The following is an 18,702-nucleotide window of genomic DNA, read 5'->3' as shown; positions in this document are numbered from 1 at the left end:
GACCCCCTGGCAACGACCCCGCTTACTAGTGGTCCTCGCAGCCGGGGCGGAACGGCCCCCCGGGGCCCGGATGGCCGTCCGTGCAGGTGAGAGCCCGTATGGAAGGGTGCATACGGGACCTTTAAGGGCTACGATCCCGGTTCGTATGTGACCTGGGTCCTGTGGGGCGGGTCACCGGCGGAGCGCCCGAATCTCACCGAATGTGACCATCCGTACCCCTTCGAGAGGCCCAACCGGATGTCCGAATTAGCTAAGAATCAACGGATATAGGCGGGGCCGAAGGCTGCATTCCTGGGGCGCCGCACGCCGGGAGGCCGGAGGAGCCCACGGTGTCGTGCCGGCCGTGCACGAGGAGCCGCGGCCGGCCGGGCCGTGGCAGCGGTGACCGCTCCGGAGACGGCGGTCAGGCCATGGCGTTCCAGGCCGTCGTGAGCCCGTCCAGCCACGCGGGCGGCAGCTCTGCGGCGTCCCACTCCTCCCCCAGCTCCTGCGGCGCGGCGTCGAGCCGCTCCAGCACGGCGATGCTCGTAGCGGAGTGGACGAGCGAATAGCGGCCGTGCACGGCGATGGCGCTGCCCGGTCCGAACGCCGCGAACAGTCGCTCCAGCCGGGCCCGGTGCGCCTCGGCGAAGTCCGTCAGCCGCCCGGCGTACCCGGCCCGCTGCCGGAGGCTCATCGTGCCGAGGACCGCCGCGAGCACCTCGTCGGTCACCTCCGGATCCAGCTCCGAGACCGATGTGTACGACAAGTACAGAGGTGTGAGCGCCACCAGCGCCCGCTCCACCTCCATGCGCCCGGCCCGCGGACGCTCCCCCGCCGGGCCCGGGTGCCCGTCCGCCCCCACGACCTGTGCCAGGGTCCGCTCGGCTACGGCGCCGAGCTCCCCCAGAACGGCCCCCGCACCGTCGAGCCAGCCCGCCCCGTACGCCTCGCCCTTGTCCCCCGGCGCGCTCCGGACGCCGCCGCTCAGCTCCTTGTGCGCGAGAGCCAGTGCACCCGCCTCTACGAGCCCGATCAGTTCCCGCGCATCACCGGAAGGGACCCCCGCCCGCGCGAGGAGCTGCAACAGCGTCGTCCTCGCGTTGTCGACACTGACCTCGTCCGGCCACTGCCGTCCCTCGTCGGCCGTGCTCATCAAGCCCTCCTCATCGCTCGGGTGGTGCGATGTGTGCAACGAGATCGCTCCCCTCGACGTTCCAAAGCCCGACAGCCGGGCTGTGTTCCCCGGCCGCGCAGCCCAGGCGGGCCTCGCCGCCGCCCGTGTGCGCCGACCGTCAGGTGACGGTGATGCGCACAACGTACGGCCCGTCGGTGCTGATCGTCTGCACTTGTTCCCACGGGTCCCCTCGGGAGAGGGCTCCCCCGCCACCCGCCGCTCTGCTGCCCTACTCTTCCCAGGTGAAGCGCATCCTTGTCGCCGGCATCAGCGGGGCCGGGAAGACCACCATGGCGCGGGCTCTCGCCGGACGGCTTCGGCTGCCGTTCCATGAGATGGACGCCCTGAACTTCGTCGGGCCGGACTGGGCGACCAACCCCGATCTGCGGGAGCAGGTGGCCGCGATCGCCGCCACCCCGGGGTGGATCTTCGACTCCTTCGGGTACCCGGAAGTCCGCGATGTGATGTGGCAGCACGCCGACACGGTGGTCTGGCTCGACTATTCGAAAGCCGTCGTCATGCCCCGCATCCTGCGCAGGTCGTTGCGCCGGACCGTGCTGCGCGAGCGGATCTTCGGCGGCAACGTGGAGACCCTGTCCGGCTGGTTCAGGAGCGACCACCCTGCCTGGTGGGCCTGGTCCCAGCACGCGGGGCGGCGAGCGGAGATCGAACTCCGCACTCAGGATCCCCGCTTCGCGCCGCTCCACGTCATCCGCTTCCGCTCTCCTCAGCGTGCCCACGAGTGGCTGCGAACACTCGATGAAGCTGGATGAGTGTGTCGCCTGACCGTCGTCCTCCGCGGAAATCTGCACCCGTCTGGGCGAAATCTTGATCAGATACTGCACGTCGCGCACCAAGGCAAGCCAAGGTCTCTTCTGAGGAAACGGGCTCGAAGAAGGGACTGCCACAGTGCATTTGAGGCGTACGGGAACGCTCCTTGGCGCAGCCGCGCTGACCATGCTGACGATCCCGGCCAACGCTCACGCCGCAGCAATCGCCTGTGGCGGAGGCACATCGACCGGCCGTGTGGCCATCAACGGCTGCATCAGTGCCCAGCGGGGATCCGTCGGCGAATTCCCCAGTCGAGAGATCACGGCGTACATCAAGGCGCGCAACACTGGAGCGAAAGGGCTCAACGTCTCCTACGAGGCGTTCTTCCGCGTCGTCGATGGGGGTCACTGGGAGAAACTAGGCAACGGTCGCGCCTACGTCCGGGCCGGCGAGGCCATCGGCCCTGTCGAAGTGGGGAGTTCGACGCGAGTCTGCGGCCCCGTGAAGGTCGAAATCCGGGTACATGCGCGAGCCGACGGCGCTGCCTGGAGCGGCTGGTCTCCCGCAGCCACGAAGCAGTGCCAGACCTGAGCGTTCTGGCCTAGGGCGCCGCGCACCGCCCCTCATGCTCGGAATGGCATCCCGCCGTCGGGGCGGTGCGCCGGCGTTGCGAGGATCGTGCAGATGTCGTCCTCGCTGCACGAGGCCGGGTCGACCTGGGCGGCTCGTCGGGCGAGTCCGCGCAGCGCCTCGCGCGTCGTGGCCAGCTCGGCCAGGCGTCGCTCGATGTCGGCGAGGCGCTGGTCGATCAGCGCGGTGACGTGCTCGCAGGGCGCCTGGCCGCCGTCGCGCAGGGCGAGGACGGAGCGGATCTCGGCCAGAGTGAGCCCTGCGCCCTGGGCGTCGCGGATGAAGGCGAGTCGGGCCGGGGTCTGCTCCGGGTAGTCGCGGTAGCCGCCGGGGGTGCGCGGCGGCGCGGGCAGCAGACCGGCCTGCTCGTAGAAGCGGATGGTCTTGGCGGTCAGCCCACTGGCTGTCGCGAGGTCACCGATGAGCATGCTCCCAGGCTACGCCTTGACCTTCCAGTGCACTGGAAGGTCTACGGTCGTCACAAAGGTTCTGAGCTGGGAGGACGCTCATGCGGATCACCGTGCTGGCGGTGCCGGACTGCCCCCATGCCCCCGTGATCGAGGAACGGATCGCCCGCGCGGGCCGTGACCGCGGCGCGAAGGTGGAACGGGTCGAGGTCGCCGATGAGGAGCAGGCTGTCCTGCTCGGAATGACCGGTTCGCCTACCGTGCTGATCGACGGTGTGGACCCCTTCGCCGTCCCCGGTGCACCCGCGTCCGCGTCCCTGTCCTGCCGCCTGTACCGGGGGCCGGACGGCCGGGTCGAGGGCGCGCCGAGCGTCGCCGATCTGCGGCGCGCGCTGATTGCGGCGGACACCGCCAAGGACTGCGCGTGTCCGCCGACGGATGCCGCCGGCCGCGGCGGCCGGGGGCGTCTCGCACCCGTGGCCGGCGGGCTGCGCGCCGTCCAGCAAGCGGTACTCCGCCACTTCGCGGGTGGCGCAGGCGCACCCTCGCCGACCGAACTGCAGGCCGCGGCCGCCGTACACGGCCGTGCCGCCGCCGAGGTCCTGGCCGATCTGGCGGCCGAGGACTTCCTCACCCTCGACGATCACGGCCGCATCCGGGCCGCCTACCCGTTCTCCGCCGTACCCACCTGCCACCGCGTCCGGCTCGCCGACGGCATCGAAGTGTGGGCCATGTGCGCGGTCGACGCGCTGGGCATCCCCGACATGCTCGGCACCGACGCCGTGATCACCTCCGCCGACCCGGTCACCGGCGAGACCATCACCGTCACCTCCACCGCCGGGCACATGACCTGGCAGCCGTCCAGCGCCGTCGTCCACATCGGCCAACGCTCCGGTCCCGGGGCCGCGGCCGACATCGCCTGCGGAGCCCTGAACTTCTTCACCAGCCGCCGCACCGCGCACACCTGGGCCCAACAGAACCCCGACCACACGGGCACGCCCGTCGACCACGCCCAGGCCGAAGCCCTGGGACGCTCCATCTTCGGCTCCCTGCTGACAGCATCGGAGCCGGTCTGAGCCGCAGACACAGACACAGACGAGGACAATGACCGGCATGCGCATCCGCATTGACGCTGTCGACCTGCCCGGCCTTACCTGCCCGCCCGAGGGACAGGCCGACGACGGGGCTGCCTACCGCAACATCCACGTCGCCGTACAGCGCCGCGACCGCCCCGCCGAGCTCCTCGACCCGCAGCCCGGCGACGCGGCCTCCGCAACCTGGACCCTGGAGTGCACCACGAGCGGCTCACCGACCGGCATCGACGTGAAGGGCCCCTACGTGCAAGGCCGTCCGGGGAGCCGGTTCATCTACCTGTCGTGGGGCACCATCGATGACACGGCTTCCTTCACCATGTTTCGCCGCGCCAAGCTCATGCTCGACGCCGTGCCCGTCCCCGTGCTCGATGCCGCCGTACGCAGCGGCCTGCTGGTGGGCCGCCTCGGCCTGACCGACGCGTGCGGCGCTCCCCTGTGCGCACGGGTCGTACCCCCGACCATCACCTGGAGACCCGCCACTTAGGACTTGTCCGGGCGATCTTGGATACCGAGGGGCAGGTCCCGCTGACGGCCACCTAGGATCCGTGCATGATCGCTGATCTGCAATGTGTAGTGCTGGACTGCTCGGATCCGGCGGGACTCGCCGAGTTCTACCGATCGCTGCTCGGCGGGACCGTCAATCAGCAGGATCGGCGGTGGGCAGTCGGCGACGGCTGGGCGACGTTGCACACGTCCTCCGGTCTCGTGTTCGCCTTCCAGCGGTCAGTGGACTATCGGCCGCCTCTGTGGCCGGACCCCGCCCGTCCCCAGCAGTTCCACATGGACTTCGGCGTTGCGGACCTGGACCAAGCCCAGGAACAGGTGCTGGCCATGGGGGCGACCGTATTGGACGGCGGTTCCGAGAGACGGAGCTGGCGTATCTATGCCGATCCCGCAGGGCATCCGTTCTGCCTGGTCCGTCACTGAGGACAGGTCACGGTTCCAGTCGCGGCAGGGCCCGCGGTGTGCGGACGGCGAGACCGGGCATCCGGTGGGCTGCGCCTCGCAGGTGCCGGAGTCGTCAAGCCTTGGTGCAGTCTCCGATGCTGCCCCAGCGGAGCCAGGTGGGGACCGTGTTTCCGTTGTCGATGAGGATCGCGTACCGGGTGTAGGGCCAGTTTGCCCAGGTCTTCGCTTCGGCGGTGACTTGCACGCATGTCTTCTGTGCGGCCATGCGGCCCCAGTTGGTCTGGGTGTTGTCGTCCCACTGGGGCTTTTCCGCCCACACGTACATGACTCTGTTGTGCGGGTCGAGTCCGACGCTGGTGTTGTCGTTGCCGAGCTGCTTTTCGGCGCCGGTGTTGAGCGTGTTCCACTCGGCGGTGACGGCCTTGAGGACGTCGGTGGCGACGCGGACCTCGTCACGGTCGGTGGAGGGGATCTGGGCGGCGGAGAACCCGGCCAGGTCGGGCTTCCACCCTGTCGCCTGCCCGTCCCCCGCGCCCGCGTTTGCGGGCCGGTCGTTGTGGGTGGTGGCGCAGTTCGAGTTGGTGACGAAGTTGTCGTCCCACAGGATGCTCGGCTTGGCCGGGTCGGTGGTGTCGATGAGGATGATCTTGTCGTAGCCCAGGTTCGTATACATGGCGCGCGCTCCTTCCCAGCCTCCCTTGAACTGGCGCATGGAGATGCAGGTCATCTTGGCGAGTTCGCTCACCTGGTAGCTGTTCATGATCTCGGCCTTGTTGCGGACGGTCACCTCGACGTACACCTCCCTCCGCTTCTCGTGGAACGTGACCACGGGCTGGGCGGCCGAGGTGGGAAGAACCCCGTCGGGGCCTCCCTGCCCGTATCCGAGGTCGTGCTGGAGGCCGCGTTCCACTTCGTTTTCCTGCTCGCCCTTGGCCCGCCGGGATTCCTTCCACGTGGCCAGGCTCGCCTCCCCCGAATCGGTCTTCGCCGTGTCCTGACGCGACTTGTCGGCTGCGCTCATCAGCGGGTCCGGCTGCGTCGTCGTGTTCGTTGTGTTCGTTGTGTTCGACGGCGTCGCGGAGTTGCCCTGAGCGTTGCCGCGCCGGCTGCGACCGTCCTCACCCGTGTCGAGTGCTGCGATGCCGCCGGTCAGCCCACCCGCGACGGCCGCAGCCACCGCGACCCCGACCACGACCCGCTTCAGGGACCTGGGCGGGGCGTGCCAGGTCGGGTCGTCCAGACTGGGCATGTCCCACTCGGCTGCGATGAGGTCACCGACCATCGTGGGCGCGCCGCCCTGCGCTATGGCCTGCGTGGCCTGAGCGGAGAGGAGGAGGGCGCACTGCTCGGCCGCTTCCTCGGCTGTGGGCCGGTCCTCGGGCTCCTTGGTCAGGGCCTGCTCCACGATGCGGCGCAGCTCGTCGGGTATGCCGTCCAGGTCGGCCTCGCCCGACATGACCCGGAAGGCGACCACGTCCGGGGCTCCGGTGCCGAACGGGAGACGGCCTGTGGCCGCATAGGCGATGAGCGCACCCCAGGCGAACACGTCCCCGGCCGGCCCCGCCGTGCCGGTGCGGTACTGCTCGGGGCTGATCCAGCCCGGGGTGCCGGTCATCACGCCGGTCCGGGTAACGCTCGTGCCGTCCGCGGCGTGGGCGATGCCAAAGTCCAGGACGCGGGGCCCAGCCGGGGACAGGATCACGTTCTGCGGCTTCACGTCCCGGTGCACCACACCAGCCTGGTGGATCGCGGCCAGCGCCTGCGCAGTACCAGTGGCCAGCGCGTACAGGGAGCCGCCTGTAGGCGGCCCATAGGCGGTCAGGTGCTGGTTCAGAGTCGGGCCGGGCGCGTACTCGGTGGCCAGCCACGGGGCTTCGGCCTCCGGGTCGGCGGCCAGCAGCGGGATCAGGCACGGGCCGGACACCCGGGCCGACAGCTGAACCTCACGGCGGAACCGGGCCCGGAACTCCGCATCCTGCGCCTGCGCGGCGTGGATGACCTTCACCGCGACCCTGACGCCCTGCGGGTCGAGAGCGGCGTGGACGGTGCCCATACCGCCGGAGCCGAGACGCCCGATGACCCGGTAGGGGCCGATCTTCTTCGGGTCACCAGGACGGGCAGGGTGAACCCGCCCACCAGAGCTGATGCTGCTCAAGGGAGCCTTTCCTTCATGTGATTGGGCAGAACGGGGCTGGGCGGGTCGCATTGCGGGTACGCCCGCCCAGCCCCGTGTCCGGCGGCGGATGTTATCTGCGGATCGCCGGGCGTGCGTGGCCGTCTCAGAGGACGGGCGCTTGGGTTTGCTGGTCCTCAGGACCCTTTGTTCTCACGCCACTTCTCGTACTGCTCCCAGTAGGGGTAGCAGTCCGAGGAGCGTCTCCCTCTGTTCGCTCGGTGGTGTGCCAGCAGACGGTCCACGGGTTGGGTTCCTTGCGGTGAGGTAGTCCAAGGAGCTGTGCTTGCGGCTCCCTGCGCCGGTGTCGAGGCGGAGTTCGTATCCCGCCGACTTGGCTGCCATGGAGGCATCGACGAAGCTCTTGCCCTGCTGGTCGGCCAGCGGCGGTGGTCCGTCACCTGCTCCGCAGCCCGTGAGGAGCAGGGCAGGGAGTACGAGGGCAGCGGCCATGGCGGTGCGCTTCACAGGGGTCTCCTTCAAGGGGGAAGGCGGCTTCTTGGCCCGTGCTGCCGTGGACGGACGGCGGATCGGCGGGGATGGCGGTGAACAACGGTTCCCTGGGCGTCGTACACGGTGACGGTGGTTCCCGAGCGCATGTCTTGGTATCCGCCGGTCCCGGAGCAGCCGTTCTCCCGGGAGGAGACCCTGCCGATGGAGCTCTTCTCGCCTCGGGCGGTCATGGTGCCGGTGAGGGTGAAGACGCCGGGCTCCTTGGGCTGGGGCGTGTCCTCGGGGGCGGTGGCGAGGTAAGTGATGCCGCTGCCGAGGATCGCTCCGGCGAGGAGTCCGGCGGCGGCCGGTACGAGCCGGCGGTTGCGGGGCGCGGGCGTCGGCGGCGCCGCTATTTGGGTGCCGTACGGGGGCGGGTAGCCGTAGCCCGGGGGTGGGGTGATCGCGGGGTCGTGCTGGGGCGGCTTCACCGGCATGGGTGGAAGAGCGGTCTCGCCTGCTGCGAGGCTGTCGGGCTGGTCGGACATGAGGTGATCGATCCTTCGGTCTATCCCCGCGTGGGCGGGACGGATTGTCGGGCTGCCCTTCCCGTCAGTGCGCGGTTTCGGTGGTGACGACCATGGCCATGCAGGAGCCGAGGGTGGAGTTCTCCTCGGGGGCGAGGTAGGTGACCGTCTTGGATGCGCCTGCTGCGAGGGTGAGGGGTTCGGGCTTCTTGGTCTTCTGACTGTCGATGGAGGCGCCGTCGACGCGGATGTGGAAGGTGACGGAGCCGGAGGAGGGGTTCGTCAGCCGGATCGAGGACATGAGGCGGCGCATCATGCCGTTCGGGGAGGTCTTGGAGGTGTAGTTCCCGGCCGGTACGCAGTCGACGATCCTGCCGGTGACGGGGCTCTTGCCTCCGGGCTTGGCGCGCTTTTCGGGGCCGGTGGCCTTAGCGCCTGCGATGCCTTCCTGGCAGCCCTTCATCCAGTCTTCGTTGTAGCCCTCACCTGTGTAGGCGTCTGCGCAGAGCAGGTTGGGGGCGACGATGCCTGCGGCGCTGTCGTAGATGTTCTTGCCGGTGTCGTAGCCGTCTTTGTAGTCGGCGGAGGCTGCGGCTTCGGCGGGGTCTGGGCTGTCGAAGGCTCCGGTGGCGGCTGCTGCGACGGCTGCTATGGCCAGGCCCGTGCAGACCGCGATGGCGATGGTGCGGGCGCGGGGGCGGCGGCGTCTGGGGGGCGCGACCACGGTGGGCTGGTAGGCGGGCGGTTCGGGGATGGTCACGGGGGTGTTCCTCGGTGGTGTGCGTAGGGCTGGCCCGGGGCCGGGCGGGGATTGTGAGCGGTGCGCCCACGGCCATTACCTTCGGTAAGCGGGCGGTGGATGCTAACCAGGTATGGGCGACACCTGAAGGGCCGTCTCACACCCTGGGAGGGGGTTGGCCGACGGCGCCGCGGATCTCCGGGCGTGCACATCAACGCCCGCCCGGCAGGCCGTCAGTAGCTCGTGATCTCTGCGTTCTCGACGGCGGTGGCCAGGGCTTCGACGTGCATGTCCTGGTCGCCCCTGATGCGGTTGTCGCCGACTTCGTTCTCGAACTCCACGAAGCTCCGCGGAGCGCCTTCGAGGAGCACGAGCTCCCGCGGCGGCACGTCGTGTGTGGTGAGCCCACGGGACGGGCCCACGCTGCCGCCATTGGTCCGGTCCGGGTGTTCTCGTATCGCATCCGCAGGTACGGAACCGGAGGCCGGGAGACGATCGTCGGCCGCAGCGTGCGTTTGAACCGCAGAACCGCCTCCTCCAGGCTCCTCCGCGGAACTCGCACTGGTACGCCGGGAAGACAGCTGAGACGACCTCGTTCAGGGCCTCGTTTCGCCCGTGGTGGTAGCCGTGCACGGGCGGCGAAGCCGCTGCCACGGCGTCGAACCACGGTGACCACCTTCCCGGGGACACCGCGCCCGGTGCGGCGTACGCTCGTCGGAGGGGACTGGTGGTCGACACGTTGAGGTGGGCGGCAGGGCTCCGGGGCGAGCCGGACCGCGACGAGACCGCGGGAGGATCCATGACCGCGCTCGGTGATCTGATCGAGATCGACGACAGGACCGTGCTGGTCCTCGGGCAGGAGCTGGATGTCGAGCACGATCAACCGGACGTCGCCAACGCCCTCGTACACCGGGTCGGCGACACCCTGGTGCTTGTCGACACCGGCGTCACGGCGGCCTTCCGCGCGGCGCTGCGGGCGGCGATCGACCGGGTCGGGCCCTTCTCGCGGGCACTGGTGCTGACCACGCACGGCCATCTCGACCACGTCGGCAACAACGACCTGGTCGACGAGCTGGGCGTGCCGGTCGAGCACTACGTACCCGCCCTTGACCTCGACCAGATGCGGGACCCGGCGTCGTACTGGGTGCGGTCCTTCGAGCGCATCGCCTGGGTGACGGCCCTGCCCGCGCCGCCCGCATTGGCCGGCAAGCTGATGTCGCTCTTCCAGCCGATGCGACCCTTCGGCGCGACGACCCGGACCTACGAGGAGCGACCGCTGGAACGGATTCGGATCGGCTCGCTTCGCTTCACCGGCTGGACCTTCGCCGACGGCGCGGTCCGCGTGCTGCGCAGCCAGGGCCACTGCGCCGGGCACGTGATCGTGCACCTGCGGGACTGCGGCGTCCTTCACCTGTCCGACGAGGGCAACGGGGCCTGCGGTGCGATGGCTGACGCCGACCAGCTGAAGATCCAGACCGCTCTCGGCGCCGTCGCTCTCCTCTTCGAGGAGGGAGAAGCCGAACTCCTCACGGACGGGCACACCTTCGCCGTGCGCCGTGGCGCCGAGGTCGTGTCCTACCTGGACGGGCTGCTGGAGCAGGCCACCGCCCTGCAGGCGGCGGCGCTCGGGCTGGCCGGGGAGAGCAGGCAGGTTCGGCCCGGCGAGTTCACCACCCGCTACGCGCAGGCCATCGCCGAACTGGGGGTCGGCGGCGCCAACCCGAATCCGATGTTCACCGCCATGATGGCCGTCAACCAGCTCCGCGAGCTCGGACTGCGCCCGGAGTCCGACGGCGTCGACGCGCCCTGGTCCCGACCCACGCTCCAAGACCTCGCGCCGGCTCGGCACGGACGCTGAGGACCGACGCACCGACGCACACCATCAGCAGCGTCAGATCTGTGGTGGGACCCGTTAGGCTCAAGCGCCCGCGTTCACTCCGTCGCCGACCGAGGACCATCCATGCCCCTCGTTTCGAGCCGCCGCGGCAGAATAGCCGTCGCGTCCGTCAGCTTCACCACGGCCATCGCCCTGCTCGTGTTCCTGGGCATCCACCTCAGCCAGGGCTACGACGCACAGAACCTCCCCCAGAGCAGTTGGGGAGGGTGGCGGATCGAGCACATCCAGGGCTGGGTCGCGAGGATCCGCGTCAACCGCTGGGTCAACGCGGCGGAGGCGGACGTACGACTGGGCAAATCACAGCAGGTGTTCCTCAACGCGTACGGGGCAACAGCCACCGAGACCACCGTCCCTGAGGACGTCACCTTCACGCTCACCCCTGACGGCAGACTCACGGTGAACCTCACGTAGCTTGCCGGCCAGCGCCTCACTGCCGGACGGCATCCCTGCAACCCATGGCACAGAGTGGCACCGTCCGGTGCCATCCGGCGCCATTACGCGCCCCAGAAGGCGCAGTGGCGGGCATGGCGCCACAGTGACTCAGATCGAGTATTTCACATTCTCGCAGGTCAGAGCGGTCACCCTCAGATTGACGCCACATGCGACGCCATCAGCCTTGCAGGCGGTGCCACGCTGATGCCATTATGGCGTCATGGATCTGACCCCCTATGTCGACACCCTCCGCCGCGAACTAGCGGTGGCCGCCGAAGCCGGCGGGGAAGAAGCCCGCGAGCTGGCCGATCGGCTCACCGCTCCGCTGGAGTCGGCGACCCGTCTGACCATGCTCAATGTTCTCTCCGCCGCGATGGACGAGATCACCCGCGAGCTCGCCCCCGGCTCGGTCGACGTACGGCTGCGCGGGGTCGACCCCGACTTCGTGGTGACGCTGCCGCCGACCGACGGCGGCAGCGGCCTTGCGGAGCCGGTCGCGCCCGTTGAACCGCTCAAGGCACCGGCGCCCGCCGAGGGCGACGAGGGCGGCACCGCCCGCGTCAATCTGCGCCTGCCGGCCCACCTCAAGGCGCGGGCCGAGGAGGCCGCGAGCCGCGAGGGCCTGTCGGTCAACGCGTGGCTGGTCCGGGCCGTGTCGGCCGCGGTCGAAGGCGGTGGCACGCCGCGTGCGCCGGAGAGGGCCCGCACCATCGGACAGAGCTTCACGGGCTGGGTGCGCTAGCCGCGCCCGCTCCCGCGCCCGCCTCGTTTCACCCACACCACGTCCCACCAGCGGGGACGACCCCAGGACTCATGAGGACGGTACAGCCATGCCTTCTTTCGACACTCCCGAACCGATTTCGGCCACCGCCCACGTGGACGCCGGTTCCATCCGGTTCACCGCGGGCGACCGTCTCGACACGGTCGTCGAGGTACGGCCCCGCGACCCGAAGCGGGACCAGGACGTGCGGTCGGCCGACCAGACCGAGGTCACGTACGCGGGCGGCGTCCTGACGGTCAGGACTCCCAAGCAGCGCTACCTCTTCGGGCGCACCGGCACCGTGGACGTGACGGTCGAACTGCCCACGGGCTCGCGCGTCGACATGACCGGCGCCTGGGCCCAGGTGCTCGGCGAAGGCCGGCTCGGCGAGGTCCACGTGAAGACCTCGTCCGGTGACGTCCGCCTCAACACGACCGGGCCGCTCCAACTGACCGCCTCCCACGGCTCGATCACCGTCGACCGGATCGAGGGCTCGGCCGAGATCAGCACCAGCTCCGGCAGCCTGCGCGTCGGCACCGTCGACGGCCCCGCAGTCCTGAAGAACTCGCACGGCACCACGACCGTCGGCGCCGCGACCGGCAACCTGCGGGTGAGCGGCTCCAACGGCGACATCGACATCACGCGCGCCGAGGGCTCGGTCGCCGCCACCACCGCCCATGGCACCCTGCGCGTCGCCGAAGTCGTTCGCGGCACCGTCCAGTTGGAGACGTCCTACGGCTCCATCGAGGTCGGCATCCGCGAGGGCACTGCCGCCTGGCTCGACGTCAACTCCAACCACGGGCAGGTACGCAACACACTCACCGCCTCCGAGGCACCGGAGACGACCGAGGAGACCGTCGAGGTCCGCGCCCGGACCCGTTACGGCAACATCGACGTGCGTCGCGCCCAGGCCTGACCGAAAACCGGCCCCCGCGAACTCGCCCCCCGCCCCTCGCCCCTTCGCTCAACTCCTCAGCCCCTCAGCCTCCGAACGGAGGGCTCCATGCCTTCTTCTGTCATGCCCACGCCAAGGCGAACTGGCGGCCTGCCGCCGTCGCCCGCTACCGCCGTCTCCACCCTCGGTCTGCGCAAGTCGTACGGCGACAAGACCGTGCTCGACGGCATCGATCTGCACATCCCGGCCGGGTCCGTGTTCGCACTGCTCGGGCCGAACGGTGCCGGCAAGACCACCGTCGTCAAGATCCTCTCCACGCTCATCGCCGCCGACGGCGGCCAGGCCGAAGTCGCGGGCCACGACCTCGCCACCGACCCGCAGGCGGTCCGCGCCGCGATCGGTGTCACCGGGCAGTTCTCCGCCGTGGACGGCCTGATCACCGGCGAGGAGAACATGCTCCTGATGGCGGACCTGCACCACCTGTCCAAGCGCGAGGGGCGGCGGGTCGCAGCCGAGCTGCTGGAACGGTTCGACCTGGTCGAGGCCGCGAAGAAGCCCGCCTCCACCTACTCAGGCGGCATGAAGCGCCGCCTGGACATCGCGATGACCCTGGTGGGCAACCCGCGGATCATCTTCCTCGACGAGCCCACCACCGGCCTGGACCCGCGCTCCCGCCACAACATGTGGCAGATCATCCGCGAGCTGGTCTCCGACGGCGTCACCGTCTTCCTCACCACCCAGTACCTGGAGGAGGCCGACCAGCTCGCCGACCGCATCGCCGTACTCAACGACGGCAAGATCGCCGCCCAGGGCACCGCCGAAGAACTCAAGCGGCTGATCCCCGGCGGGCACGTCCGGCTCCGCTTCTCCGACCCGGCCGCCTACCAGAGCGCCGCCTCCGCACTGCGCGAGGTCACCCGGGACGAGGACTCTCTCGCGCTGCAGATCCCCAGCGACGGCACCCAGCGCGAGCTCCGCTCCATTCTCGACCGGCTGGACTCAATCGGCATCGAGGCAGACGAGCTGACCGTGCACACCCCCGACCTCGACGACGTGTTCTTCGCCCTGACCGGCGGCACCGACCAGCGCAAGGAGGACCTCCGATGAGCTCCCTCTCCCTCGCCCTGCGCGACTCGTCCACGATGCTGCGCCGCAACCTGCTGCACGCCCGGCGCTACCCGTCCCTCACCCTGAACCTGCTGCTCACGCCGATCATCCTGTTGCTGCTCTTCGTCTACGTCTTCGGCGACGTGATGAGCGCGGGAATTGGGGGCGGCGGCGCCGATCGCTCCGAGTACATCGCCTACGTGGTCCCGGGCATCCTGCTGATGACCATCGGCGGCACCGTGGTCGGAACCGCGGTGTCCGTCTCCACCGACATGACCGAGGGCATCATCGCCCGCTTCCGCACCATGGCGATCCACCGAGGGTCGGTGCTCATCGGGCACGTCATCGGCAGCGTGCTGCAGTCGATCCTGAGCGTGGTGCTCGTGGGTGCCGTGGCCGTGGCCATCGGTTTCCGGTCCACGGACGCCACGGCCCTGGAGTGGCTGGCCGCGTTCGGCCTGCTCTCGCTCGTCGCCCTGGCACTCACCTGGATCGCCGTCGGGATGGGCATGGTCAGCCCGAACGCCGAGGCGGCCAGCAACAACGCTCTGCCGATGATCGTCCTCCCGCTCATTTCGAGCGCCTTCGTCCCGGTCGACGCGATGCCGGGCTGGTTCCAGCCGATCGCCGAGTACCAGCCCTTCACCCCGGCCATCGAGACCCTGCGCGGGCTGCTGCTCGGCAGCGAGATCGGCCACAACGGGTGGCTCGCGGTCGCCTGGTGCCTGGCCCTCTGCGCGCTCGGCTACTCCTGGTCGAAGGCGAGTTTCAACCGCGATCCCAAGTAGCCGGTGATCTGAGTGATGCCGAGTGGGAACGGCTTCGGCCGTTCCTGCCCGTCAGCAACGGGCGTTGTGGCAGGTGGCGGGATCACCGGCAGGTGATCGACGGGATTCTGCACCGGGTGCGAACCGGGGTGCAGTGGCGTGATCTGCCCGAGAGGTTCGGTCCGTGGAAGACCGTCTGCGAACGCCACCGCCTGTGGTCGGCCGACGGTACCTGGGAACGTCTGCTCCAGCAGGTCCAGGCCGCGGCCGACGCCGCAGGCGAGATCGACTGGGAGATCTCGGTCGACTCCTCCATCGTCCGCGCGCATCAGCAAGCGGCCGGCACCCGCACCGCCCCGCCTCCGGCCCCGGGATCAAAAGGGGCCGAAGGGATGGAACACCAGGGCGCGACCCCGTGGCAGAGCCTGGTCGCCCGCCTGGTGGAGGTGGTGCGGGAGGCAAGGGTCCGGGCCGCTCGCGGGGAGGGTTCACCAGCAAGCTCCACCTGAGCGCGGACGGCCGCTGCCGCCCGCTGTCCCTGATCGTCACACCGATTGAAGCAGTCCCGAGCGGTCACCACTCGCTACGACAAGCGCGGCCATGTCCTTCTCGGCACTGCCACCGCTGCGGCCGTCACGATCTGGCTTCGCACATGAACTCCTACGCGAGCCAGCAGTAGACGCCCTGGTTTTGGCGCAGGGCGCTACTGACGAGAGCAGCCAGATCACTCACGATCGTGTCGGCGATCTCAGTGTCGATGACCTGGCCATCCTCCGCGCGCAGCTGGGCCCACGAGGCAGCGACGTCACGCAACCTCGAGTGCCCGGCGCCCGCGAGTGCAGCGGACAAGCGAGGCGAGATCGCGAAGACGACGCACCCGTCATCGTCCTGGCCGGCGACGATGCGAGGCTCACCGGCTTCGACGAGTTCCTCGAAGCTGCCGCCGGCCAGAAGGCATTCCCACTCGATCACGGCCTCCTCGGGATCGAAGTTGCCGAAGGAGAGAGACTCGAACGCTCGTCCCGGCCCAGTCTGGAGGGCCAGACCCGCTGACGTGTCGTCTGGTGCCACGAAGAACTTCACCACGATGCTCACCCGGGCATCATGCCCGACTGCCCACAGCCATGATCGACCGGGCAAGTCCTAGTCCCGCCCGAGGGCGGCGTACTCCGACACCGCGTCGGCGTACGCCGCCCCGTCCACGTCCTACTCCTCCGGCTCCCAGGCGCGGAGCAGGTCGAGCAGACCCGCGTCTCCGTCGATGCGCAGGGAGTCCGCCGGGATGCGGTCGTACACGAAGAGGACCAGTTCACTGGCCGTGCCGCGGACGGAGGCGCCGGCCTCTTCCGGGCCCTCGTCGGCAGCGGTGCCGGGCGTCGTGCCGGTCGCGGGGAGACGGGTGCAGCGTGCGCCGTTGCCGTCGACCGTGAGGCGCCAGGAGCGGCCCTCGGTGGCGTGGAAGTCGAAGGCGGTGGGCTTGTGCGGCCAGGCGCTCGTCGTCGCGACGCAAGTGGACAGGAAGTCCTCGACACCGTCGAGCGCCACCTCGTCCGGCAGCGGCTGCGGGGCGCCCACGGTGACCTGGGCGTCGTAGGTGTGCACCGCGATCTCCTGGAGCTGGTGCCCGGCGACGGCACCGCAGGTCCGCGGCGACTGCGACCCACCCCACCACGTCCAGCAACCGCGATCCGGGCCGACTTCCCGCAGTGCGTCCAGCAGCTCCTGCGTCAATGCGGCCAACCAGGCCGACAGGGCTCGCGCTCCCGAGGCGCGGCCGGGGCGCCCTCCGCTGCGGACTTGGTGTCGGCGTCAGGCCCTGCGGCGATGGTGGCGGCCCAGGAGCGGTCGACATGGTCAGCGCCGCCTGCCCCTCTTGCAAGATCCTGCTTGTCCAGGCCAACGACGACACGTTTGGCAATCTCCTCACGGCCGTGGCTCAGGCCCGCACCCAGGGCGCAAAGTACATCTCCATGAGCTGGGGCGACTCGAGCGGTGAGAACAACGTCCGGCCTGTCCTCGACCAGATCTACTTCAATTTCCCCGGCATCGCCTTCGTCGGTAGCTCGGGCAACTTCGGCGTCGTCCAATGGCCCGCCGCCTCCCGGTACGTCACCGCGGCGGGCGGCACCACGCTCAGGCGCAACTTCCTGCCCGTACCTGGCCCGCAGTTCCTGCGCTTCGGCTGGCGCGTGCCCCGGCAACACCTACCTGTGCAGGGCGGTCCGCGGCTACGACGGCCCCACCGGCGTCGACAGCCCCCGCGGGGTCCTCGGCCTGCGGCGCTGACCACAGGGCGCGGACGGACAGTAGAGCGGAAGGTCGTTGCGTTGGGCCGCTTCGAGCCGCTGCGGTGGCCGCTCGCCCTCGCGCCCGGTGAGCATCTTGCGCGTCGGCTAGTGAGGTTGTGCCCCGGTCTCGCTGTCCGGCAGTACGTCCACGATCGGTTGGAGCTTCGCGCTCGCGTCGAAAACACCTGGCAGGGCGGGAGGGAGACGGTTACGCTCACCCCGATGACCACTCATTCTGCTTTCAGATTGGGGGTCCCCACCGCGCAAGGTGAGTGCTGATGCTCACTCGGACCGCTGATGGGGATTCCCACCCTTCCTTCTGGCTGCGCGTGCGCGAGTTCGCCGTGCCGCCCTCCATGATCGAGACTGCGACCGCCCGCCGGCATGCCGGCGACTGGGCGGGGGCGTGCGCCGCCGCAGGCATCGACGTCGATCTCAACCTGCGTTCCGTGGCACGCACCCACGGACACGACCTCGCGTCCCGCATCCGCGCCGACCTCCGCCATCTGGCTCCGGACCTGCTGCGCTGGCACATGCCGAGGATCGCTCCCGACGGGCTGCTGCGCCCGGGCCTGACGATCGGTCTGGCCCGGTACGAAGCCCCCGGGCGCGACGACGGCGCACGCGCGGTGCACCTCGTGGCCCGCACCGCGCCCCAGTGGGCGGACGGCGGTCAGCGGATCAGCCTCGCCCTGTGGGACGGGGCCCGCTCCGAGGCCGGCGCCTGCCGTCATCCTCGTCCCCGTCCCGACCGGCGGTTCCGCCTCGACCTTCACCGCCACCTTTGGGACGCGCGCAGGACGGACGAACTGCGCATCCGGCACGGGGCCGCCGGGCCGACCTTCGACAGCCGCGCCGACAACGGCAGTGCCGACGACGGCCGCGCCGCCGACCGGTGGGCCGCCGAGGCGGAGATCCTGCTCGCCGCCGAGGGACGGGCCACCGGCACCGTCACCGTACGGCTCGGGGCCCGGCACCGGCTGGTCCTGGACCTGGTCGCGGCCGGCGAAGGCCTCGGGCCGCCCATCCTGCGGACCGCGGCGGCCCGCACGAACGGCAGCGCCTCCGCACTGCCGGTCCTGCCCGACGCCGCGACCTGGGTGCTGCCCGATCTGGAACTGCTCCGCACCGGTGCGATCAGGGCCGACCGGCTGCACCCGCTGGTCGCCTCCGCGTTGGCAGAGGACCTCTCGCCGACCGGGCCCTCCCACGACCCCGGCGGGGCAGGAGCGCCGCACCTCGTGGAGTGCCGGGGCGCCCTGCACCGGATCGGCCTGGTCGACGGGGTGCTGGCCGCGCTGGACCACGACCCGGCCGAGATCCGCCGGGAGGAGCTCCTCGCCGCACTGAGCGGAACCCCGCTGCCCTGCCTGCAGGCCATCGACAGGGCGCACCGCCAACCGGACTGCCTCACCGGCGTCCGCGAACGCCTGGCCCACGGGGACACCGCCGGTGCGCTGGCCGTCGTAGAAGGCCTGCTCGGCCCTGACGCGCTGCTGCGTGACGGGGCGCTGCGGGACGAGCTGGAGGCGGCCGCGCTGCGGCGGATCACCTACGGCCTGTTCCGGGCGGGCCTGGCCGGACCCGGACCCGACCGCATCCGTCCCGGGGCCGCCCGCCCCCGGCACCACCGCTCTCGCCCGCGCCAGGCGACCTCCGCCTGACATCGGCGGCCACCCGCCGGCCGGGGCTCCGTGCCCCGCACCCACTCGCTTCCT

General features: G+C 70.3%; 21 protein-coding genes and 2 pseudogenes. 14 read left to right on the top strand and 9 right to left on the bottom strand.

Going from position 1 to position 18,702, the window contains the following annotated elements; all coding sequences use genetic code 11:
- Positions 1-403: 403 nt before the first annotated feature.
- Positions 404-1,135 (bottom strand): hypothetical protein, encoded by a 732-nt coding sequence (locus tag ACFWBN_RS14685; RefSeq protein WP_385176152.1) that lies wholly within the window; start codon positions 1,133-1,135, stop codon positions 404-406.
- Between the two features lie 263 nt (positions 1,136-1,398).
- Between ACFWBN_RS14685 and ACFWBN_RS14680 the strand changes: the two genes are divergently transcribed.
- Positions 1,399-1,929, top strand: coding sequence for an AAA family ATPase (locus tag ACFWBN_RS14680; RefSeq protein WP_385176149.1), 531 nt, complete (start codon positions 1,399-1,401; stop codon positions 1,927-1,929).
- A 184-nt stretch (positions 1,930-2,113) separates the two neighbouring features.
- Complete coding sequence (locus ACFWBN_RS14675) at positions 2,114-2,518, top strand: hypothetical protein (protein WP_385176146.1); 405 nt, start codon at positions 2,114-2,116, stop codon at positions 2,516-2,518.
- A gap of 32 nt (positions 2,519-2,550) precedes the next feature.
- Here ACFWBN_RS14675 and ACFWBN_RS14670 read toward each other — a convergent pair whose 3' ends face one another.
- Positions 2,551-2,985 carry a heavy metal-responsive transcriptional regulator gene (locus tag ACFWBN_RS14670; RefSeq protein ID WP_385176143.1) on the bottom strand — a complete coding sequence of 145 codons (435 nt, stop codon included), beginning with the start codon at positions 2,983-2,985 and terminating at the stop codon, positions 2,551-2,553.
- Positions 2,986-3,065: 80 nt separating this feature from the next.
- Between ACFWBN_RS14670 and ACFWBN_RS14665 the strand changes: the two genes are divergently transcribed.
- The 3 genes from ACFWBN_RS14665 (at position 3,066) to ACFWBN_RS14655 (ending at position 4,985) form a co-directional block, all read left to right on the top strand.
- Positions 3,066-4,040: an alkylmercury lyase family protein gene (locus ACFWBN_RS14665; RefSeq protein WP_385176140.1), complete on the top strand. Its 975-nt coding sequence runs from the start codon at positions 3,066-3,068 to the stop codon at positions 4,038-4,040.
- A 37-nt stretch (positions 4,041-4,077) separates the two neighbouring features.
- Positions 4,078-4,542 carry a DUF5990 family protein gene (locus tag ACFWBN_RS14660; protein ID WP_385176137.1) on the top strand — a complete coding sequence of 155 codons (465 nt, stop codon included), beginning with the start codon at positions 4,078-4,080 and terminating at the stop codon, positions 4,540-4,542.
- Between the two features lie 65 nt (positions 4,543-4,607).
- A complete protein-coding gene (locus ACFWBN_RS14655) occupies positions 4,608-4,985 on the top strand; it encodes a VOC family protein (protein WP_385176133.1) in 378 nt (125 codons plus the stop codon).
- Positions 4,986-5,079: 94 nt separating this feature from the next.
- Here ACFWBN_RS14655 and ACFWBN_RS14650 read toward each other — a convergent pair whose 3' ends face one another.
- From ACFWBN_RS14650 to ACFWBN_RS14630, 5 genes are all read right to left on the bottom strand, one after another.
- Entirely contained in the window at positions 5,080-7,122 is a 2,043-nt protein-coding gene (locus ACFWBN_RS14650; protein ID WP_385176131.1) for a serine/threonine-protein kinase, read from the bottom strand.
- 171 nt (positions 7,123-7,293) lie between these two features.
- Positions 7,294-7,608 carry a hypothetical protein gene (locus tag ACFWBN_RS14645; protein WP_385176128.1) on the bottom strand — a complete coding sequence of 105 codons (315 nt, stop codon included), beginning with the start codon at positions 7,606-7,608 and terminating at the stop codon, positions 7,294-7,296.
- Positions 7,609-7,619: 11 nt separating this feature from the next.
- A complete protein-coding gene (locus tag ACFWBN_RS14640; RefSeq protein ID WP_385176125.1) occupies positions 7,620-8,120 on the bottom strand; it encodes a hypothetical protein in 501 nt (166 codons plus the stop codon).
- 64 nt (positions 8,121-8,184) lie between these two features.
- Positions 8,185-8,859 (bottom strand): hypothetical protein, encoded by a 675-nt coding sequence (locus ACFWBN_RS14635; protein WP_385176122.1) that lies wholly within the window; start codon positions 8,857-8,859, stop codon positions 8,185-8,187.
- 212 nt (positions 8,860-9,071) lie between these two features.
- Positions 9,072-9,260 (bottom strand): hypothetical protein, encoded by a 189-nt coding sequence (locus ACFWBN_RS14630; protein ID WP_385176120.1) that lies wholly within the window; start codon positions 9,258-9,260, stop codon positions 9,072-9,074.
- Between the two features lie 377 nt (positions 9,261-9,637).
- Here ACFWBN_RS14630 and ACFWBN_RS14625 point away from each other — a divergent pair, with 377 nt between their 5' ends.
- The 7 genes and pseudogenes from ACFWBN_RS14625 to ACFWBN_RS14595 all read left to right on the top strand — a co-directional run.
- Positions 9,638-10,696 carry an MBL fold metallo-hydrolase gene (locus ACFWBN_RS14625; protein ID WP_385176117.1) on the top strand — a complete coding sequence of 353 codons (1,059 nt, stop codon included), beginning with the start codon at positions 9,638-9,640 and terminating at the stop codon, positions 10,694-10,696.
- Positions 10,697-10,798: 102 nt separating this feature from the next.
- The gene (locus ACFWBN_RS14620; protein ID WP_385176114.1) at positions 10,799-11,146 is read left to right on the top strand and encodes a hypothetical protein; all 348 of its coding nucleotides are present in this window, start codon (positions 10,799-10,801) and stop codon (positions 11,144-11,146) included.
- A gap of 241 nt (positions 11,147-11,387) precedes the next feature.
- A complete protein-coding gene (locus ACFWBN_RS14615; protein ID WP_385176111.1) occupies positions 11,388-11,909 on the top strand; it encodes a hypothetical protein in 522 nt (173 codons plus the stop codon).
- Between the two features lie 88 nt (positions 11,910-11,997).
- Positions 11,998-12,843 carry a DUF4097 domain-containing protein gene (locus tag ACFWBN_RS14610; RefSeq protein ID WP_385176108.1) on the top strand — a complete coding sequence of 282 codons (846 nt, stop codon included), beginning with the start codon at positions 11,998-12,000 and terminating at the stop codon, positions 12,841-12,843.
- An 87-nt stretch (positions 12,844-12,930) separates the two neighbouring features.
- A complete protein-coding gene (locus tag ACFWBN_RS14605) occupies positions 12,931-13,929 on the top strand; it encodes an ATP-binding cassette domain-containing protein (RefSeq protein WP_385176105.1) in 999 nt (332 codons plus the stop codon).
- Positions 13,926-14,717 (top strand): ABC transporter permease, encoded by a 792-nt coding sequence (locus ACFWBN_RS14600; RefSeq protein ID WP_385176102.1) that lies wholly within the window; start codon positions 13,926-13,928, stop codon positions 14,715-14,717. Before ACFWBN_RS14605 ends, ACFWBN_RS14600 begins: the two co-directional genes overlap by 4 nt.
- A pseudogene (locus ACFWBN_RS14595) lies at positions 14,681-15,249 on the top strand (IS5 family transposase); the annotation flags it as partial. The gene ACFWBN_RS14600 and the pseudogene ACFWBN_RS14595, both read left to right, overlap by 37 nt.
- A gap of 107 nt (positions 15,250-15,356) precedes the next feature.
- Here the strand turns inward: ACFWBN_RS14595 and ACFWBN_RS14590 are convergent.
- A complete protein-coding gene (locus ACFWBN_RS14590; RefSeq protein WP_385176099.1) occupies positions 15,357-15,791 on the bottom strand; it encodes a hypothetical protein in 435 nt (144 codons plus the stop codon).
- 111 nt (positions 15,792-15,902) lie between these two features.
- Positions 15,903-16,540: pseudogene (locus ACFWBN_RS14585) on the bottom strand (maleylpyruvate isomerase N-terminal domain-containing protein); the annotation flags it as partial.
- 6 nt (positions 16,541-16,546) lie between these two features.
- Here ACFWBN_RS14585 and ACFWBN_RS14580 point away from each other — a divergent pair.
- Positions 16,547-17,263 carry a S8 family serine peptidase gene (locus ACFWBN_RS14580; protein ID WP_385176173.1) on the top strand — a complete coding sequence of 239 codons (717 nt, stop codon included), beginning with the start codon at positions 16,547-16,549 and terminating at the stop codon, positions 17,261-17,263.
- On the top strand, positions 17,263-18,648 hold the full coding sequence (locus ACFWBN_RS14575; RefSeq protein ID WP_385176096.1) for a hypothetical protein: 1,386 nt from the start codon (positions 17,263-17,265) through the stop codon (positions 18,646-18,648). Before ACFWBN_RS14580 ends, ACFWBN_RS14575 begins: the two co-directional genes overlap by 1 nt.
- The last annotated feature ends 54 nt before the right edge of the window (positions 18,649-18,702 follow it).

Origin of the sequence: Streptomyces sp. NPDC059989 (assembly GCF_042736975.1) — a bacterium.
In the GTDB taxonomy this organism is placed as follows: domain Bacteria; phylum Actinomycetota; class Actinomycetes; order Streptomycetales; family Streptomycetaceae; genus Streptomyces.
The sequence above is the reverse complement of the archived record's forward strand: the minus strand, read 5'-3'. Positions and strand labels throughout refer to the sequence as shown.

What these genes read in the sequence shown, in the direction of transcription:
- ACFWBN_RS14685 (WP_385176152.1), bottom strand. Translation starts at nt 1,135, where the DNA reads ATGAGCACGGCCGACGAGGGACGGCAGTGGCCGGACGAGGTCAGTGTC.
- ACFWBN_RS14675 (WP_385176146.1), top strand. Translation starts at nt 2,114, where the DNA reads ATGCTGACGATCCCGGCCAACGCTCACGCCGCAGCAATCGCCTGTGGC.
- ACFWBN_RS14670 (WP_385176143.1), bottom strand. Translation starts at nt 2,985, where the DNA reads ATGCTCATCGGTGACCTCGCGACAGCCAGTGGGCTGACCGCCAAGACC.
- ACFWBN_RS14665 (WP_385176140.1), top strand. Translation starts at nt 3,066, where the DNA reads ATGCGGATCACCGTGCTGGCGGTGCCGGACTGCCCCCATGCCCCCGTG.
- ACFWBN_RS14660 (WP_385176137.1), top strand. Translation starts at nt 4,078, where the DNA reads ATGCGCATCCGCATTGACGCTGTCGACCTGCCCGGCCTTACCTGCCCG.
- ACFWBN_RS14655 (WP_385176133.1), top strand. Translation starts at nt 4,608, where the DNA reads ATGATCGCTGATCTGCAATGTGTAGTGCTGGACTGCTCGGATCCGGCG.
- ACFWBN_RS14640 (WP_385176125.1), bottom strand. Translation starts at nt 8,120, where the DNA reads ATGTCCGACCAGCCCGACAGCCTCGCAGCAGGCGAGACCGCTCTTCCA.
- ACFWBN_RS14625 (WP_385176117.1), top strand. Translation starts at nt 9,638, where the DNA reads ATGACCGCGCTCGGTGATCTGATCGAGATCGACGACAGGACCGTGCTG.
- ACFWBN_RS14620 (WP_385176114.1), top strand. Translation starts at nt 10,799, where the DNA reads ATGCCCCTCGTTTCGAGCCGCCGCGGCAGAATAGCCGTCGCGTCCGTC.
- ACFWBN_RS14615 (WP_385176111.1), top strand. Translation starts at nt 11,388, where the DNA reads ATGGATCTGACCCCCTATGTCGACACCCTCCGCCGCGAACTAGCGGTG.
- ACFWBN_RS14610 (WP_385176108.1), top strand. Translation starts at nt 11,998, where the DNA reads ATGCCTTCTTTCGACACTCCCGAACCGATTTCGGCCACCGCCCACGTG.
- ACFWBN_RS14605 (WP_385176105.1), top strand. Translation starts at nt 12,931, where the DNA reads ATGCCTTCTTCTGTCATGCCCACGCCAAGGCGAACTGGCGGCCTGCCG.
- ACFWBN_RS14600 (WP_385176102.1), top strand. Translation starts at nt 13,926, where the DNA reads ATGAGCTCCCTCTCCCTCGCCCTGCGCGACTCGTCCACGATGCTGCGC.
- ACFWBN_RS14580 (WP_385176173.1), top strand. Translation starts at nt 16,547, where the DNA reads ATGGTCAGCGCCGCCTGCCCCTCTTGCAAGATCCTGCTTGTCCAGGCC.
- ACFWBN_RS14575 (WP_385176096.1), top strand. Translation starts at nt 17,263, where the DNA reads ATGCTCACTCGGACCGCTGATGGGGATTCCCACCCTTCCTTCTGGCTG.